The sequence below is a fragment of the Streptomyces stelliscabiei genome (assembly GCF_014873495.1).
Taxonomy (GTDB): domain Bacteria; phylum Actinomycetota; class Actinomycetes; order Streptomycetales; family Streptomycetaceae; genus Streptomyces; species Streptomyces bottropensis.
Genome location: NZ_JADBGF010000001.1, coordinates 21679 through 40226 on the forward strand (window position 1 = coordinate 21679; position 18548 = coordinate 40226).

Sequence of the window (18548 nt, forward strand, 5' to 3'; positions counted from 1 at the left end):
GCCCCTCCACCGCCCCGAACACCCGACGCAGCCCCAAACGGCATACGGCACCGAAGCCCGACGCCACCGGCCCACGAAGGTGGCTTCGTTCACGTGCAGGAGCAGCGTTTGACCAGCAGTTTGGGCAGCAGTCGGCGATCTTGAGTGCTGCCGATGCTCACGAGAAATGACGTCGCCGTGGTGCGGTGCCACCGGAGTGCGGCAGAAGCGGTCCGTCTCTTGATCACCGGTCGTTAGACTCCCGGCGTTCGGAGCTGTCGATGGACTGGAAGGCCAAGCCATGGACGACGACCGCTGGGACGGCTGGCCGGAACGGTGGGTCGGCACGGACTGCGACGTGCGGGCGGCCCTCAGCGCGATCCCGCGGGAGGTCAAGGACGGGTTCAGGTACGACGAGGTCCCCTGGCAGCGGTTCCGGCACTTCTACGGCCCGGGCGAGGAGATCCCCGGTCTCCTCGCCACGCTCGCGTCCGCAGACGCCGAAGCTGCCGACAGGGCCTTGCGGCAGCTCTGGAGGAGTCTTCACCATCAGGGCGGCACGATCGCGGTGGGAGCCTTGGCGGTGCCGTTCCTGCTCCGGATCGCGGCGACCGCGCGCCCCGAACTCCGTACCCGAACCCTTCGCCTGGTCGCCGAGATCGGCCGGTGCCAGCACCTGGGGGACGGATCGCGGGAAGGCCTGCTCCAGGTCGCCGAGGAGCCGTCGGTGATCGAGGGCAGCACGATGTGCCCGGTGGACTGGACGATCCAGGCCGCCCGTCAGGCCGTCACGGACGACCTGCAGCTTCTGCTCCCGCTTCTCTCCGACCCCGACCCCGAGGTCCGCTCCGTGACCGCCTACGTTCTGGCGGCGGCGACCGGCGAGCTTTCACACATCTCCTCTGCTCTGCAGTCCAGGCTGGAGGGGGAAGACGATGCGGTGGTCCGGGTGAGCTTGATCCTTGCGATCGCCCAACTCGCCCGCGAACACCAGGATGAGCACGCTTCCCAGTGGGCCCGGGGCCTGTGGTCGGACCCCGGACGACCGCCCGAGGTCCGCATCGGCGCCGGCCTGGCCTGGCTGTGCCTGGCCACCGGCCCCGCCCCCGACGAGCTCCGCGCCCTCCTCACCGACCCCGGCACTCGTCAGTACGACGGCCTGCTCCAGCCGGTGCCGTGGTTCACCTGGATCGACCCCGCCGGCGTCGGGCTGCGCAGCTGCATCGACGAAATGCTCACGGCGAGCATCCCGGAACAGACGTGAGCGCACCACTCACCGTGAGCGCGTCCAGGAACTCGAACAGCGACTGGCCGCCGCACACGGCGAGATCCTGCGCTTGCAACGCGTGATCCAGTCACACGGCCCGGGGCGGTGACAGCGCTCTCCGGGCTGTAGAACTTACGATCCAGAACGCAATCCGAGAACACTGTGCTGCACCACACCCGAGGGAAGATCCTTCTTTCCCGAAGCCCTGGCAGTCAACTCAACAAGGCCAGCCCGGAGTTCGGCGGCGGGTTCACCAAGGACGATCGCGCTGATGATCAGCTCCATCATCAGACAGTCGTACTCGTCGCCTCTGCTCCGATAGCGTTCCCCATCGGCCTCGACCACAGCAGAGGCGATCCTTCTCCCACGACCAGCCGCGGGGGCAAAGGACACCTCATAGACGCCATGGCCGGTCCAACTCCGGTGCATGAAAAGGACATCGCCTTCAACGAAGACGTTCCACTTCTCATCCATGTCCCGGGCTCGATATCCGCGCTGGATCTGGTCCCAGTCCTCGTCAGTCCAGACACGATCCGGAAACTGAGACGCCAGCCGGGGCGTGCTGATGGGGTGGAGGCGCCGGAACGACTCTCGGGTGAGCGGGGCATCGGCAGTCATCACGCGATCATATGGAAGCACCACTCCAACAGAACAGTGGATTGCCTCCAAGAGCAGGCAACCTGGGTGGAGGGCGCACTCAGCCGCCTTCCTGACGCGTCCGCAGCGTCCCGAACAGCAGCTTTACAAGGATCCTTCGCCACTACCTCAGATAGCCTGATCGACTTGTCCCGGGGGAACCCAGCGGCCTTGGTCCTGCGCTCCGAGCGGTGTCGGGCCCGGGCGTCGCATTCAGTCTTCAGCAGCTCGGCGAGGAAGCCCCGGTAGGTCATCTGTTCCTTCGCGGCCCGGTCGGCGAACTCGGCGAACCCGTTGCGGATCGACGGCAGCCGCAGCAGGCGGTGTCGATGGCCGTGGTCGCGGCCTGCTCAGTCAGGTTCTGTTTGGCCCCATCCGTATGCGACCACCTCGCCGTCGGCGTCTGCATCCGACGGGCCGACGTACACCGCCCCTTGGTCGCCGCAGCCTGGGCGGCAACCCAGCCAGACACAGCGGAATGCCTGGCTCAGCTGTGATACGGGTGTAGCCACACGTACTAGAACAACCTCCAATGGCCCTCGGAGACCACTTCCACAGCGCCATCGGCCACCATGATGGCGGTCTGTTCATCGATCGCATACGCCGGACCCGCGATCCCGGCCGCCCACCGCTCCGCCGCGGCCATGGTGTTCTCCGGGCAAGCAGGGTGATCCAGGTGCGGGAAGATCGAAAAATCCACCACACCCAGCGCGCTGTCGCCGCCGGCGGGCGGCTTCCAGCCCATGAATTCCGCTCCGACCCTGGGCGTCATCGCCATGCTCCCGGCGCTGAGTCCCACGTAGACCGTTTCGGGCAGCGACGGCAGAAGCCCGGCCAGCCCCGACTCCCGCATCCAGTGGCACAGATACAGCGCGTCGCCGCCATTGACCAGCAGGACATCGGCCTCCCGGACCCAGGAGACCCAGAGTGCCTCCTCGATGCTGGGCAGCGCGGTGAGCTCCAGCACGCCCACCGACTTCCATCCCAGCGCGGTCATGGGGCTCGGGGACCGTCCGCTGATGAATCGCCATGGCCCGCCCGGACCGCCGCCGGGCCCTCCATACCCCGCGGTAGGGATGCACAGGGCAGAGGACTCGGCAATCGGCTTATCCAGCAGGTTGACCAGCGCATCCCGGATGGTCGCGTTCCTGATACCGGAGTCGGTGAGGAGAAGTTTCATCATGTCCTTCCCGGAGGGCTGACCGCGCACGCCGACAACCAGCCGTTCGCCAAAGCCTCAGGGCCGCCACCATGTCATGGCTGCATCAGGAGCGGGTACTCAAGGCTGTTCGCGGGGGCTGGTCTGCCGTGAGGCGGGAGGGGCCCGGTGTGGTGCGGGGTGGTGGGTGATGCCGTAGTCGCGGGCGAAGTGGTTGGCTTCCATCGCTGATCCGGTCATCCGGTGCAGCCAGAATCCGTACGCCACCGACTCCATCTGTTCCGGCGTCAGGTACAGCAACCACCGCCGCGCGCCGCGATCACTGCGGGCCGTACGCGCCTGCTCCGCCAGCCCAGCGGCCACCGGCACCCGCAGCCGGCCGGCCAGACCCAGGAACAGGCGCAGGGCCGCCATCTGCGAGGGCAGCAACTTCACCAGCCGCCGACCCGCATCCGGCTCGTCGACGGCAGTGCCGGGGCGGGGGCGGGTGCGGGCGTAGAGCAGGAGGTCGTGTCCGGCCGGGGACAGGCGGGCCGCCCACAGCACCACGGTGCCCTCCCACGCCGACAGCTCCGCCCGGTCCTCCCTGCCGGCGATCTCCACCAACCCCCGGTCGGCCAGTCTCCGTACCTGCTGCTTCATCGCCAGCACATCCGCGGCCAGCACCCAGCCGTGCACCGACGCCCGCGCCCGCTCATCCACCGCCCCCAGCGCAGCAAGAACCTGCTCCCCACCCCGCACAACCGCCCCCTCCCCGCGAATCGGCGTCCGGGGCTCCAACGAGGCACCGCGGGCAGAGGAAACGAACCACGCCGTCCTCCTGCCACCACCGCCGACGAGACTCCCGGCTGCCCGGCCGGGCTGTGCCGAAGGCGACGGCCAGATGCCGCAGCCGGCCTACCGGGTGAGGGAACGGCTCTCCCATCCGGCAGGCTGTGAAGGTTGAGATCGCTCCCGCGTGAGCCTTAACCCCCGTACAACCAGGCCTCTGCGTCGTGCATCTGAATCAGTGGCCGCTTCAAGCGGCACCGGATTCCGGCGATCAGGAGGAGAAAGTGCGCAAAGCCGTACTCGGCTTGTTCGTGGCACTGGCAGCGGTACTCGCTGTAACACCACTCGCGGGCGCCGACCAGACCCAGACCGTCGCCTGCTGCGGCGGCACGCCCGGCTTCCCGTAAAGGGCACCCGTTCGCAATGAGTGCTACATGAGGGCTCGTCAGTTCACTGGCGGGCCCTTCGCTCTTGGTCCGGACAGGCGGTCAGACGGCAGCCCCCGCCCCGCACGATGCGTCGCTGCCCGCCTTCAGCGCCGGCCTGCTGTTACTCACTTTCGGGTGACGGCCCGAACCCCCGCAGGGTGGCACACGATGTCGGAGAGACGCCCTGCCCCAACCGCTGCAAGGCCTCCCCCGACCTGTGGGTACGTCAAGGTGACCACATGCGACATAAGTGGGCGTTACATCTGAGATTCACAGAAATGTGGGCAGCAGGTAACAGAGGTCATGTTCTGCCCGTGGGTGCCCTGTGGTGTGGACAAGGTGTGTGTGCGGCCAGCCGGCCGCCGACGCACACCACACCGGATCCCGGGGCCTGCTCAGGTTGTCGGGGGAGGGTGTCTGCACCCTGAGGGGGACTCATGTCCGCTTCCGCTTCTGTCACCGCTCGCAGTCTCGTCGCCGCCGCGCTCGCCGCCGGCGCCGTGGTCTCCATGGTCACGCTGCCGGCATCGGCCGCCGACCACGCCCGCCCCGAGCGGTCGAGGGTGACGATCTCGGACGTCCAGTACGACTCCCCCGGCTACGACGACCGCTCCAACCGCTCCCTGAACCGCGAGTGGGTGGAGATCACCAACAACGCCCGCCGCAGCGTCAACCTCGACGGCTGGACCCTGAAGGACGAGGACGGCCACACCTACACCTTCGAGGACTACCGCCTGGACGGCCGTACCACCGTCCGCATCCACACCGGACGCGGACGCGACACCGACACCGACCTCTACCAGGACAGCCGCCGCTACGTCTGGGACAACCGCTCCGACACCGCCACCCTCCGCAACGACCACGGCCGCTACATCGACAGCGACTCCTGGGGCCACCACCACGGCGGCGGCCACCACAACAACGGCGGCGGCCCCCACCACTGACCCCACACCACACACCCCGATAGCGACAGGGACGCGCCCGGCCACCCACGGCCGGGCGCGTCCGTGTGAGAGCCGCCGATGGCCACAGCCTGGTCCTGGTGCGACTGCGGAAGGTGCGAAGGTACTGCCCGCCTCGGACTGCCCAAGCGTCGCCATCAGGTCCACCGGGCTGAGTCAGGCCGCCGCTGCCCCGAGCCCACGCAGGGTGCCCGTCCGCCCTCGGTGACCACGATGAACGGCGGGCACGCGGACGGGAGAAGACCGCCTGAACGACCCGCGGCCTGGATGCAGTGTGACTTACCACCTGTGCGAGTGAGCCTGCCCGCACAGTCCCGGCCCAAGACCTCCGGCGCCCGCTACGAAGAGCACGTCCCGACCGTGACCTTCGAGAGGATCCCCCTGTGCGCCTGCTCCGCGCCACCGGCCTCACCGCCGCCTTCTCCACCCTCACCCTGCTGATCACCCCGGCCGCCACCGCGCACGCCGCCGAACCCGGCGACCGCATCGTGCTGCCCGCCCGCGACGCACTCACCGCTCTCACTGTCCAGGACGAGAACCGCACCGGCTACGAGCGCACCAAAATTCCGGCACTGGATCGACGCCGACCGCGACGGCTGCTCCACCCGCTCGGAGGTCTTGATCGAGGAAGCCGTCACCGCCCCCGAACAAGGCGTCAACTGCGCGCTGAGCGGCGGCACCTGGTACTCGCCGTACGACGACACCACCTTCGACCAGGCCCGCGCCCTCGACATCGACCACCTCGTCCCCCTCGCCGAATCCTGGGACTCCGGCGCCTCCACCTGGACCGCCGGCGAACGCCAGGCCTACGCCAACGACCTCGACGACCCCCGCGCCCTCATCGCCGTCTCCGCCTCCAGTAGTGGATGACGTGCAGGTTCCCCTAGGGCCTTCGAGAGCGGTGAAGGGGCTCGTCAGCAGGTCAGCGGCGCAAGTAGCTCTCGTCTTCTACGGCACCGTGCCGTGGCACCTGACCCCGCGCGAGGTCGACAAGTACTTCGCCGGCCCAGGGAAGCGCGCCCACAACACGCACCGGCAGAAGCTCAACCACATCGACGCATTTTTCGCCTTCCTCGAACAGCGCTACGCCCACGAGATCATGATGCGGTTCGGAGCGACGGTGGAGTCACCGGTCGACCCGTTCAACAGGCCTGTCCACCGTGGGGACTTCGGGCTTCGGATCCCACCCTCGCAGACGGCGATGAAGGAGTTCTTCGCCCGCTGGCGGGAGCAGTTGCCGTACGCCCGGAAGTACGCCGTGGCCTGCCGCGACTACGTCATGACGAAGATCGCGTACCTCTCCGGTGTACGGGCTGCCGAGCTGTGCCCGGTGACGATCGGCGACGTCCATTGGGAACACGGCCAGTGGGGTCGGTTCGTCGTCCAGGGCAAGGGCGCTCGCGGCTCGGGACCGCGGCCCCGCGAGGCATACATGTTCCGAGAAGGGCGCGAGCTGCTCTGGTGGTACATCGAGGAGGTCCGGGCGGAGTTCGGCGACGACGCCGATCACCCGTCGGCGCCCCTGTGGCCGTCCGAGCGCAAGCCCAAGGCGATAGCGGCGCTGAACCTGCCAATCGCGCCAGCGATCACACCGTCGACGCTCCGTCGCCAGCTCCACGCAGCGGCCGCAAGCTACCTGACCGGCCCGGTTACCGACCTCTTCCCGCACCTCCTCCGGCACGCCTGCGCGACCCACAACTACGAGCGCGGCATGACGCTGTGGGAGGTCCAGCGCGTTTTGGGCCATCACTGGGCCACCACGACTCTTCGGTACATGGCGACTGCACAGTCGGACCCCGAGCATGCCAATGTGGCTGCGAGCTCGCGGGCGGCCCAGCGCCTGGTGATGGACAAGGGGAACCTTCGGTGAAGTGGAATCTGAGGATGGTGGCTGCTCAGCGGGATCTGTGGCGTCCCACCGAATTGTTGGAGGCGTTCAAGACGGTCGGATTCACGCCGTCGCTGAGCAAGGTCGCGGCCATGTGGAGCGGCACGCCGGTCACGGTGCGGCTCGACGACCTGGACAAGATCTGTGCCGTGCTGAACTGCACGGTTGGAGATCTGCTCCAGGCCGAGCCCCTGGAGGCCGCTGCGGGAGAGACCGAAGCACTGCCGAAGGCGGTGGGCGCTGAAGGCTCCGACGGGGGGCCTGTGCGCCCGACGCCTGGCCGGCAGGGCAGCCGTCGCTCGCTGCCGCCAAACTGACGAATGGCGGCACGATCTCATCCTGCTCAGTGCCCAGACTGCAAGGGCTGGGGGGTTCTCGGACTGGCCGCGTGCCAGGGGTGCATAGAGTGGCGGAAGAAGCATCCTGAGCAGGGCGTATGTCTGCGCTGCCGTCACACGGGATACCTCAACTCCGACCGACTGTGCCGGGCATGCCTGCACGCTGTCCGGCTCGACTCCGACGCCGCGTGGGTCACCAACCCGGAAGGCGCCGGCCCTCGGAGCCGCCAGCTGATGTTCCTCTACTACGGCCTTGCCCCCACCCACGCCCAACCGCTGCGGAAGTACGGCAGGCGCACCGGCCGCACCAGCTCCGATCAGCGCGAGCGGCTGCACTGGGTGGAACACCTGCGCGCGGCCGCGGCCCCGACCCGGGACGACCCTGCGGTCCTCCCACCCGCCGTCCCGGGACAGCTACCGCTCTTCCCGGTCCGCCGGATGCTGTCCATCGACGTCTGCCGGCGCATTCTGCAAAGACCGCTCGCCGGCTATAGCGATGTCGTCGAGCACACCGCGGCGTTCGCGGCGGACACCGGCATCAGCAAACCCATGCAGCGCAAGCTGCACGAGATGCTGCGCCTCGCGCTCGCCGTGCGCGACGCGGACGGCGATGACCTCGTCGATGAGCTGGTCCTCGACGACATCCCCAACTACAGCCGGTCCGTCCGGGCGATCCTTCTACGGGCGGAAATACTCAGGCTCCTGCCAGAGCCGCGCGAACCTGACCGTCCCCCGCGGTCGCGGACGTCACGGACCACGCGCCGCGTCTGGGCGCCCCGGGCGATGACACCGAGGTCCTGCCAGCAGTGCGGCTCCTGGTTCACAGCGAAGACGAAGGTCACCTGCGAGCCCTGCTCATCCTTCGCCGCCCGTAAGAGAGGAAACAGCCCGGCATCCACGGGAACGTGCGACCGCTGCCTCCGTGTCAACCTGCCGCTCGCCGACGGATACTGCCGCAGATGCCGATGGCACGTAGCCAACTACGGCCCAGGGGACATCGCCGGGTTCGGAACGCAGTTGTGGCTCGGTTCACCGGTCCCGGCACCCACAAGCATGCGTCACTCGGACGTGGCCCCGCCTACTCCGCGCCGCCCTGCCTCCGAGCACTTGATGGCCCCTGGGCAGGAGAGGCTGTTCGAGCTCCGGCGAGACTGGCGCCCCGTGGTCGAGCTGTCGCGGCTGGATCTGCCGACGCTCACAGACTCGGCCAAGCGGCTGCTCGCCGATCTCGACAGCATGATGAAGCAGGAGATGTGGTCGCAGGATCCCGCCACCAAGACCCGAAACACGCTGACCGTCTTGGTGTCCTGGCTCGGCGCCGATGCCCCGCTGCTGGAGTCCGACATCCGGTCGCTCGTCGACAACCGTCCCCTGAAGTTCAGCGGGCGGCGGGTCACGCAGTTCCTAGAAACCCGCGGGCTACTGGTCCCGGATGCCGAGTTCCGCCGGGACACGCACCAGAAGCGCTTGGAAGCCGAGCTGGCCGCACTGCCCGCGACGATCACACAGGAACTCTCGGTCTGGATCAAGGCCGTGCGCGGAGAAGGCAAGTGGGAGCACACCGGCCGCACCTACCGAAGCATCGCCCGCTACTGGCATGTCCTCGGCCCGATCCTCAAGGGGTGGCTCGCGGACGGCATCGAGAGCCTGCGCGAGATCACTCAGGACGACATCAAGCGGGCCATCGCCACCCGCAAGGGGACGCCGGCCCGCTCGATCCACATCGTCCTGCGGAACGTCTTCCGGGCTCTTCGGCAAGAAGGCGTGATCTTCCGCGATCCCACCCGCGGCCTCGTCTTCGCAGGGATCAACAAGACGCCGCCTTCCGTGCCCTCGGACCGGCTGGCCGGCGTCCTCAGCCAGGCGCGGAACGACTTCCAGCGCTTCGTGATGGTGCTGGTCTGCGTCCACGCGCTCAGCGGCACCGACGTGCGCCACCTGCTGCTCACCGACCTCGACCTGTCTCGCGAGCGCCTCATCGTCCGGCGCCCCGGCAAACGGCACATCATCTACCTGGACGAACTCACCTACCGCTACGCCTCCGCGTGGCTACGTGAACGTCACCGCCGCTGGCCGGTGACGACCAATCCGCATCTGCTGATCAATCGATGGACCGCGGTAGACACCACTCACTCACCCATCGGTACCACGTTCACCGCCATCTTCCGGCCCACCGGACTCACGATGCCGACGCTGCGGCAGGACCGGATCCGCGACGAGGCGTTTGAGGTCGACGACCCGCTCCACCTGATGCGACTTTTCGGCATCTCCTCGCAGACCGCCATGCGGTATATCACCGCGGCCCACCCTGAACGTACCGCGAAGCTGCCCCGGTAGTCGGAGCGGCGAGCCGTGTGAGTACCTATTTGGAGGTCTCGGAGGCGGTCTACGAATCGAAGCCCAGCCTCGTGTAGGGGCACGGGTGACAGGAGGGGCTGGTTGGTTGGTGTCGGAGGCCCTGGGGTCAAGCCGGCTAGAGATCATCCGCGCCGCGACCGGCGAGGGCGAGGTGAGCCCCCGACCGGAATCACCCGTTTTCCCGTCATCGGTGTTTGGAGGCGGTGATACTGACCGCATGGCGTTGTACGCACTCTTCGTGGGGATCGACGAGTACAGCGGACCGGTTTCGCCGCTGCAGGGATGTGTGGCAGATGTACGGGCTTTCGCGGAGTACTTCGGGGCGCTCGCCGGGCCGCAAGGGCTGCGGGCGCATGTCCTCCTCGACGCGGACGCGACCCGCGAGAACGTCATGGATGGGTTCACTCGGCACCTGACACAAGCGGGACCAGGCGATACCGCGCTCTTCTGTTTCGCCGGTCACGGGTCGCAGGAACCAGTGGAGGAGCGGTTCTGGCATCTGGAGCCCAGCGGATTCCAGCAAACGCTGGTGTGCGCCGACAGCCGCACTGGCGGCCTGCCGGATCTCGCCGACAAGGAGCTCAACGAGTTGCTCGGCGGGGTCGCGGCGGGTGGGGCGCATGTCCTCGCGGTCCTCGACTCCTGCCATTCGGGCGGCGCCACACGGGAGGCCCACGGCCAGCGGCGAATCCGTGCCGCTTCACCGGTCACCCGACCGCGCCCCCTGTCGTCCTATACCCCCGGTGTCCGGGCGGCGCTCGCCGCAGGGGCCCTGCCGCAGACAGCCCGGCATGTGAGCCTGGCCGCCTGCGAGTCCGGGCAGACGGCCGCCGAGATGTGGATCGGGGGAAGCGTCCGCGGGGTCTTCTCGGTCGTCCTCCAACGGGCTCTGTCCCGGCTCGGCCGCTCCGTCACCTACCGCGACCTGATCGGAGCGGCCGCGGTGGGCGTCCGCGACCGGGTTCACGGCCAGGATCCAGTGGCCTTCGCCGCCGAACCGGACGATCTCGACCAGCCCGTGCTGGGCGGGATCGCCACGCCTCGCGTCTTCGACCTGCTAGTGGAGCGCTACCGGGGGTCCTGGTGGCTCAACGCCGGCTCGATCCACGGCATCGTGCCACCGATAGGCGAACTCACCACAACGCTTGCGGTGGACACGGCACCGCTCTCCCGGGTGACGGTGACCGAAGTCGAGCCCGTCCGCTGCCGCGTCGCTGGCGCCGACGGGTTGGACCCGGCCGACCGCCATCCGGTGCGAATTGTCGGCGTTCCTCTGCCGCCGGCATTAGTCGATCTCCAGGGGGATCTGACGGCGATCGCCCTGGTGCGCGAAGCGCTCGACGGATCCGCACATACCGCGGAGGGTGCGGATCCCGGCCCCGAAGGCGACCGGTTCCTCGTGCTGGCCACCTCCGACACCCTCACCGTCACGCGGGCTGACGGCACACCGCTGGCGGATCCCTGCCCCGCGACTGCCGCCGGAGCCAGGCGCACCGTGTCGCGCCTGGACCACCTCGCCCGGTGGCACACGCTGCGCAGGCTCGACAATCCCCTCACCCGCCTTCCGGGATCGGTCTCGGTGGAACTCCTCACGGCGCTCCCCGGGGAATCCCCACCGCGGCCCGGTACCCGCGCACCCCTGACGCCAGCGGTAGACGGCGCCGTCCACCTGCCCTACCCCTCAGCCCACCAGACACCCCAGGTCTACGTCTACCTTCACAACCTGAGCGACCGGCCGCTGTTCGTCGCGCTGCTGAACCTGACCGACCGCTATCGCTGCCATGCCGGGCTCTTCTCCGGCGACCACATTCCGGCGGGCGGAACCGCGGTCGCCCACGGAGGCCGACCGGTGAGTGTGTCGATCCCCCGCGAACGGCTCTCCCGTGCCGAACCCGAAGTCCGTGACTGGCTCAAGGTGGTAGCCGCCCGAACGCCGATTCTCCAGTGACGCCTTCGAGCTTCCCGTCCTCGACGGCGCACACCCTTCCGTCCGCGCAGTGGGCGGAGGAATCCTGGAGACCCTGGCGCTGCGCCGCGACTTCGGCGACGCGCCGCAAGAGGTCTACGAATGGACGACCTCGATCCTCGAAGTCCGCACCCACCTGCCGAAGAATTCCCCCCATGCATAGGCGGCAGGCCCCCAGGGCGTATGCCGACCGCAGGCTCGCCCGCCTGCTGTTCAAGATCTTCGAGGACCGGAACGGGCTGGCCTGGTGGACGCCCACACGGCGGCTCACCGTCCTGGCCGTCCTGCACGGCGAGGTCGGCTACCCGGGCGACCTCGTCGGCCTCATCATGGAGGAGATCCGCAGAGGGGCGATTGTCCCCCACCGCCACCCCTATGAGATCCCCGAATACCAGCTCGTCAGCTTCGCACCTGTGTCGTTCGTCGATGAACTTCCCTTGCTGCAGTACCTCAGCGATCTCGGACTGTTGTTCCTGTACGAGGAAGCCGATCCCCCAGCGGACGTGCCCCGCTACGGGCTCCCTGACGCGATCACCCGCCAGTTACTCGACGCGGGTCTGGCCGGCCACCTCGACAGCATCGACCGCAGGTTGAGCAACCTCGGAACACCCTCTGACGAACTCGCCTCCTACGAGAGGCTGATGGCAATGGCCCTGGCCAGCGCCACAGCCGGCGGAGGTCATCCCGCGTTCTTTCTGCCCGAGGCCAGCCGGATCTGGGCGGCGGAAACCGAGCCGCAGTGGGCCAGGTTCGCCGAAGCCGAGGCATTCCTCCTCAACGAGCTCCCGCCGCGGCTGCTCGGATTCCCTGACGTCGTGGAGCTCGCCCGGTCCGCGTGCGAGGTCCGCGCCCGGCTGCTCGACGGCCCGATCGACCTCGAAAGGGAGTTCGCCCCCGTCCTCCACGCCGCGCGAAGCCTCGGCGCCTCCCACCGGGACGCCGCCCTGGCGACCGTCGACGGGATCACACTGGCTCCCGAAGGGCTCACCCTGGTCACCGGCCTCTACCCGGGCGACACCGTCATCGCCACGGTCACCGCAGCACCTGAACTGGCCCTCCACCGTGCGGAAACCGCCCTGACGGGCCTAGCGGACGTCCCCGGCCTGCTGCTCGTGCCCGGCACGCGCCTGTGGATGCCGCCCCTGCACGACATGGTCCTGCACGAGATCTACGCTGGCGACCCTCCCCGGGAGGTCCACACCCATGCGCCTTTCTGACCGGGAGCAGGCGGCCGGCTGGTTCCGAGACGCCCTCGACCAGGGCACGGACGAGCCGCCACCGGCGATCGATGGCCCGGACGCCGCGCTTTTCGACGCCGCCGTGGAATGCCTGTCTCTGCCGGACGACATCACGGCCGCTCTGCGCGCCGCTGACCTCCGCACCCGGTTCGCCGAGGCGGGCTGGCACCAGCTCGCCGCGCTCCTCGACGTGGTCCGCCTTCTCCCCGCGCTCGGAGCCCCCTCTCATATCGAAGCCCTGACCGGCCCCGTCCCGACGCCCGACTGGGACACCTCGCATTTCCTCACGATGATCGAGGAGCGTCCGCCGAATCCCTCCGACGCCCTGTCGCTGCTGCCGGTCTTCATCGTCGGCGCACGCACCCGGCCACGGCCATCACGCGCACCCGGAGCCGTGGACTGGCCCCGGTGCGAACGGCTCCTCGACCAGGTCGAAACGCTGATGACCGCGGCAGACCAGGCTGGGCTGACAGCACTCACCGAAACCGCGGGACTGCGATTCCAGCACAGCCTCACGCTCCTCACCGCGGCGGCCGGCAAACGCGGAGAATGGCTGCAGGCCCTGCAGTTCAGGGCAAGGTACCGGGTTCTGAACCGGCCGAGCCAGCCGCCCGCGGATCCGTCCCAGGACCGTTCACAGATGATCCAGAAGCTCGCCGCCAACCTCGCCAAGATGCACGACATCGGCGTGCGTCACGGCTCCTTGCTCCTGGAGAACGTGAACGCCGACGGAAGCCTGCGCAACTTCAGCGAAACACAGTCCCGGGACCAGCGGGTGCACGACTTGATCGATCGTGTTGTGGACTCAGCCGATGACCCCGACCGGTTGGCCGGACAGGTGGCACAAGTCGAAGGCCTGAGAGCCGAGCTGTGGGAGCCCGACACCGACGACGACGTGGAATGGCTCGTCGGAGACCTGATCCCCCTGCGCTACCAGCTCGATGAGGCCGAATGGGCGGCGGCGGCCGAGCAATACGTCACCGCGGCCCAGAGTTCCCGGGCCCGCGACGTCGTGTCCCGCGTCGACGCCGCCGTCTCCCAGGAGCAGATCGAGGCGGCCCTGAACTCCCTGCCGCGATGGACCCCGGACGAGCCGCACCTGGAGATCAGGCTCGCCGCGATCGTGGCACGCCACGACCCGGACGCTGACCCTCGCCTCGAAGCGGTGCTCGCCGACGCCCTGGCCCGGCCCTCTGCGGCCGAGCGGGCACATGCACTGATAGAGCTAATCGCGATCTGCGATCTCGTGGACTGGCGCATCCAGGACCGGGCCATCGACGTACTGCTGCACTTGTTGGAAGAGATGACGGCTCAGGGCGCGCCGACCGAAGCGGACGCGATCGCGGAATCCGGTGCCAGGGCCGCCGGGGCAATCGGGCACCGGCCCCTGCAGACCGCGCTGTCACGGGTCTGCGGCCAGAACCGCCCCGCCGAGTCACGCCCCCCCAACGAGCCCGACCTCCCATCACAAGACGCCCTGGACATCCCTGAATTCCTGTCCGAAGCGGCCCTGCGCATGATCGGCGAGCAAGACTGGGCGCAGGCCTCGGCCCTGTTGAGCGCCGAACTCGACGAACACGAACGCCGGGACCCTGGAGGCCTGCCCTCGCTGCTGACCGCCGGATACCTAGGCCTCGCCCTGAGCTCGAGCATCGAACTCCACCCGGATCTCAGCGAGGGCCTGGCCCTCCAGATCCTCCGGTACGGTGTGCGGTTCGGCCCCGGTCTGCTGGCCGCTGTCCGCGGGCCGCAGCGGGCGGGCCACCGGCTCGTCCTGAACTCCGCGGCCAATCTCGGGCATGCCATGGCCGCCCACTTCTCCGACCGCCGGGCCTCGCGCGAGGTTTTCCAGCTCGCGGCCGACCTGCTCGCCGAGACGCTGCTGCGCACCGACCCTGAACAGGAACCGCTCACTTACTCCACCCGCGCCAACAACCTGGCGCTGTGCCAACTGACCGTCGCCGACATGCACCAGGACGACGAACGGATCGCGACGCTCCACAAAGCCCATGACCTGTTCCTCGAAGCCACCCGCATCGACGAGGAGAACATCGGCAGGGGCACCGACACCCGGTTCATCGACTACAGCAACCTCGGCGCGACCCGCATGGCCCTCGCCCTGGCCACCTATGACGCCCGGCTGATCTCCCACAAGCCGGTGGAATCCGCGCACTGGTACCGGTCGGCTCTGGAGGCCTACCACCACGCGGCCGAACTGGCGGACCAGAGCGACTCCCCGGAACACCACGCCGCCACCCTGCTTAAGGCGGCCGCCGTCACCATGGATCTGTGCGACCGGTACGCCCTCGAACGCTACTGGGCCGGCGGGGATCTGACCGAAGCGTTCTACGACTGGCTGCGCGCCTTCGCAGGCGACCACATCAGGACGGACTGGCTGATCAGCGACTGGGCGGGCAGCGCCCTGGCCGGCATCTCCCACGCAGCGCGGACCGCCGTCGGCGGCAATCCCACCCTGGTCCTGAACTGCGTCGAGGCCGCCGTCCGTCTGTGGAGCCTCAGCCAATGGCGCAACGGCATCCCCCGCGCACATGCCCGCCACGCGCTCGCGCTCCTGGTCGAACTCACCGACGCGCTCGAAGACTCCGGCATGTTCGCCGCCTTCCCCAACCAACTATCCGAACCCGCCGAGCTACGGCCTCTCTGGCAGGCGCTCGCCCTGGTTGACGCGCACACCACCGGCAGCGCTGGCGAAGACCAGCTCAGCCTCGCCTCCCGGATGCTGCAGAATCTCGGACGTAGCCGATCTCCGCTGCTCAGGGCTCTGGCACTCCCCTACCGACTGTCTCACGAGTTCGAACGGCGTGCCGACGGTCTTCTGGTCAACGGACTGTTTGTCGAGCCCGACGACGACCGGCTCTCGTTCGTCCTGCCGTCCTTGCAACGCGCTGTCCAGCTCACGGGGCTGCGCATCGACGAACTGCGCTGCGAGCGGCGCGACATCCACCATCTCCGAACGGTCAGCCTGAACCCTCTGCGCCACCTGTCGCCCATGGTCTCCTGGGACGACCTGCCCGGCGAGGTACTCGTCGCCCGCGGCACCGGCACCGTTGACAGCGCCTTCGTCTCCTTCGAGGCCTTCCGGCTCCCGACCGGAACCTGGGAGACCTGGCTGGTAAACCTTGCCCACGACGGCACTGGCGATACCGCCATCGGTCTGAACATGCCCTATCAGGGCCTGTACGACCCGGTCTCCGGCACCTTGGACACCGGCGCCACCGGCAACGTCACCGACGACGCTCAGGTGCTGGTCTTCGGCGAGCAGGGCATTACCATCGAGGTCAGTATCCCGTTCGCCGATGCCGGGGAGGTACTGGCCGAGGATCGCGAACTGGTCATGCGTACCCGCGAGATCGACCTTCTCATCAGGAGCACCCCGCGGATCGCCTCCTCCGACGCGGCCTTCATTGTCAAGGACGATGGCAGCGCTGCGGCGTCGGTCTGTGCCGCGTCCTTCACCCACGCAACCCCGAGCATCAGCTTCCCCGCCAACGCCGTCCACACCTTCAGCCCGCTCTTCTACTTTCGCGACCGACTCGACACCGGCGCCAGGAACCTTCTCAACGAAGTCCGGTCACGGGAGATCGTCTTGGTCGGTGTGCCCGACGACATCGAGGACGCCGTCGGGCTGCTCGGGGACCTGTTCGACGCGCGACGAGGCATGCTCTGGCTGGTGGAACGGGACGAGGCTGATCGCGCCGCGCAAGCGCAGGCAACCTTCATTCAGTGGCTGGAGGAAGCGCCTGGAGCCCGCTACCTCCTGCGCGCCGCGTCCTCGGCGAACGCGGCCTACCGGCCCGCCGATCACCTGCAGATCGTTGTCGTCCCCCGCGACCTGGCAGCGGCGGCCGCGCAGATCGGCCTCGACCTAGCAGCCGCCCGGCGGCGGGACACCGAGAACATCCCCGTCGTGCTCGAAGGGCGGCCCACCTATATCAACATGAAAGGCAACCCGGTCGGGGCACGCCTGCGGCAGATCGTGTTCGACGGACCGGTCGAATGGGACACCTACCTCGACCGCTACGTGTCCCTCCTGGGCACCAGCGTGCACGGCCAGACAATCCTTCACTCCTCACCGCAGACGGCGTCAGTCTTCGAGGCCCTCCACGCGACCATGGCACGCCGTCCCGTCCACATCCGCCACCACGACGAAGCCGCCGCGATCGCCGCGCTCCCCCATGCCCGCCTCACCGGAGCAATCGTCCTCCCCCCGAACGACGAGTCGTTCGCCCTGCTGGAGCGCCTGAACCCGCCCGAGGTCCATATCCGGCAATCACTCACCGGCGCCGTGCCTAGCGGCCCGTGGACCGTTCTGCCGCTTCCCGAGGATCCCGCCGCGATAGCGCTCATGTTCCAAGAGCTAGCGCGTGAGGACCACGGACGCCGGATCGCCGACCTGCCACGCACCCATCCGCACCTGGTCAGCAGCACCGAACTCCTCGCAGAGACCGGCCCCGCCGACTACGTTCTGCTCGGCCCGCAGGACCCGGCCCAACGAGCGTACGCCTACCTCGCCGCGAGCTATGCCGCCGCGCTCAACGCCCCGCTCTATCTCATGGCCGAACCCATCGACCCGCACATCGGAGGCCGGGCCGAAACGCTGGCCACCGCCGGATCCGGCAACAGCCGCAGTCCGATCACCCGCGACTTCCTCGCCGACGAAGCCGACACCTTGCCCTCAGAACTCGCCGACCTCTTTCCCGCGACCCTGGCCGACCTGGATCTGCTGTCGCCCACCTATGTCTCGCTGGTCACCCCCTTTGCCGGATTTCCCATCGAACTCGTCGGAACCCCACCGCTCGCCACCCGCTTCGCCCTCGGCAGGCTCGCAGGCCCTGACCTGGCTTCGACGGCACTGCTCATCGCCCGCGCCGCTCTCTCCGAGGACATCACCCGGCCCGTCAACGTCCACGCGGTCCTCACCGACTGCTCCGACGCCATCCCTGACAAGACCGTCCCCGACGCACGGGCCGAGATTCTCGCCCTGCGCGACCAACTCGCCGCCCAGCCTCGTGTCCACGTCCGCCTGGTCGACGACCTCACCGGCTTCCTCCAGGCGGCCCCCGGCGCCGCCGTCCTCCATTTCGCCGGGCACTGCCGCTTCGTCAGAAACGACCCCGACCAAAGCGGCCTAGTCTTCCGCGAAGGCATCCTCACCCCGAGCACGTTCACCGCAGTCCTCGGCGCCCACCCCCTCGTGTTCGGAAACGCCTGCGAATCCGGGCTGCTCACCCCGACCACGTCCTCGGATGGTGTCCTGTGGACGGGCATCGCCGCGGCATTCCTCGCAGCAGGCGCCGGCAACTATCTCGGCAGCCTCTGGCCAGTATTCGACGCCGGCTCCCGCCTCTTCGCCGAAGTCTTCTACACCACCCTCTGGGAAGGCATGCCCGTCGGAGAAGCCCTCCGGCACGCCAGGCTCCACGCCTACGAACGCGGCGACCCAACCTGGTCCGCCTACGCCCTCTACGGCTGCCCCCGTAACCGCTTCCGCCCCCCACCCCACCGGCTCCACGACCTCGGCACGAGCTAACAGGCGG

At 68.6% G+C, this 18548-nt stretch carries 12 protein-coding genes and 2 pseudogenes; 10 read left to right on the top strand and 4 right to left on the bottom strand.

Annotated elements, in window-relative coordinates; all coding sequences use genetic code 11:
• The first annotated feature begins 280 nt into the window (after positions 1–280).
• Positions 281–1243: a hypothetical protein gene (locus H4687_RS45895; RefSeq protein ID WP_225966537.1), complete on the top strand. Its 963-nt coding sequence runs from the start codon at positions 281–283 to the stop codon at positions 1241–1243.
• A gap of 135 nt (positions 1244–1378) precedes the next feature.
• Here H4687_RS45895 and H4687_RS00095 read toward each other — a convergent pair whose 3' ends face one another.
• The 4 genes and pseudogenes from H4687_RS00095 to H4687_RS00105 form a co-directional block, all read right to left on the bottom strand.
• Positions 1379–1864 carry a hypothetical protein gene (locus tag H4687_RS00095; protein WP_046914548.1) on the bottom strand — a complete coding sequence of 162 codons (486 nt, stop codon included), beginning with the start codon at positions 1862–1864 and terminating at the stop codon, positions 1379–1381.
• Between the two features lie 155 nt (positions 1865–2019).
• A pseudogene (locus tag H4687_RS45900) lies at positions 2020–2291 on the bottom strand (hypothetical protein); the annotation flags it as partial.
• 108 nt (positions 2292–2399) lie between these two features.
• A complete protein-coding gene (locus tag H4687_RS00100) occupies positions 2400–3062 on the bottom strand; it encodes a Type 1 glutamine amidotransferase-like domain-containing protein (protein WP_046914562.1) in 663 nt (220 codons plus the stop codon).
• A gap of 99 nt (positions 3063–3161) precedes the next feature.
• Positions 3162–3743 (bottom strand): DUF6417 family protein, encoded by a 582-nt coding sequence (locus tag H4687_RS00105; RefSeq protein ID WP_233443634.1) that lies wholly within the window; start codon positions 3741–3743, stop codon positions 3162–3164.
• A gap of 934 nt (positions 3744–4677) precedes the next feature.
• Between H4687_RS00105 and H4687_RS00110 the strand changes: the two genes are divergently transcribed.
• The 9 genes and pseudogenes from H4687_RS00110 (at position 4678) to H4687_RS00145 (ending at position 18541) form a co-directional block, all read left to right on the top strand.
• Positions 4678–5184 carry a lamin tail domain-containing protein gene (locus tag H4687_RS00110; RefSeq protein WP_046917705.1) on the top strand — a complete coding sequence of 169 codons (507 nt, stop codon included), beginning with the start codon at positions 4678–4680 and terminating at the stop codon, positions 5182–5184.
• Positions 5185–5585: 401 nt separating this feature from the next.
• Positions 5586–6066 (top strand): annotated as a pseudogene (locus tag H4687_RS00115) (HNH endonuclease); the annotation flags it as partial.
• 37 nt (positions 6067–6103) lie between these two features.
• Entirely contained in the window at positions 6104–7072 is a 969-nt protein-coding gene (locus H4687_RS00120) for a tyrosine-type recombinase/integrase (protein WP_233443643.1), read from the top strand.
• On the top strand, positions 7069–7407 hold the full coding sequence (locus H4687_RS00125; RefSeq protein WP_192781632.1) for a helix-turn-helix domain-containing protein: 339 nt from the start codon (positions 7069–7071) through the stop codon (positions 7405–7407). Before H4687_RS00120 ends, H4687_RS00125 begins: the two co-directional genes overlap by 4 nt.
• Positions 7408–7866: 459 nt before the next feature.
• Entirely contained in the window at positions 7867–9765 is a 1899-nt protein-coding gene (locus tag H4687_RS00130) for a hypothetical protein (RefSeq protein ID WP_192781633.1), read from the top strand.
• A gap of 259 nt (positions 9766–10024) precedes the next feature.
• Positions 10025–11734: a caspase family protein gene (locus tag H4687_RS00135; protein WP_192781634.1), complete on the top strand. Its 1710-nt coding sequence runs from the start codon at positions 10025–10027 to the stop codon at positions 11732–11734.
• A gap of 49 nt (positions 11735–11783) precedes the next feature.
• Positions 11784–11915, top strand: coding sequence for a hypothetical protein (locus H4687_RS47275; RefSeq protein WP_264086494.1), 132 nt, complete (start codon positions 11784–11786; stop codon positions 11913–11915).
• The gene (locus H4687_RS00140; protein WP_046917707.1) at positions 11908–12969 is read left to right on the top strand and encodes a hypothetical protein; all 1062 of its coding nucleotides are present in this window, start codon (positions 11908–11910) and stop codon (positions 12967–12969) included. The genes H4687_RS47275 and H4687_RS00140 overlap by 8 nt, the downstream gene beginning before the upstream one ends.
• On the top strand, positions 12956–18541 hold the full coding sequence (locus tag H4687_RS00145; RefSeq protein ID WP_046917708.1) for a CHAT domain-containing protein: 5586 nt from the start codon (positions 12956–12958) through the stop codon (positions 18539–18541). The genes H4687_RS00140 and H4687_RS00145 overlap by 14 nt, the downstream gene beginning before the upstream one ends.
• The last annotated feature ends 7 nt before the right edge of the window (positions 18542–18548 follow it).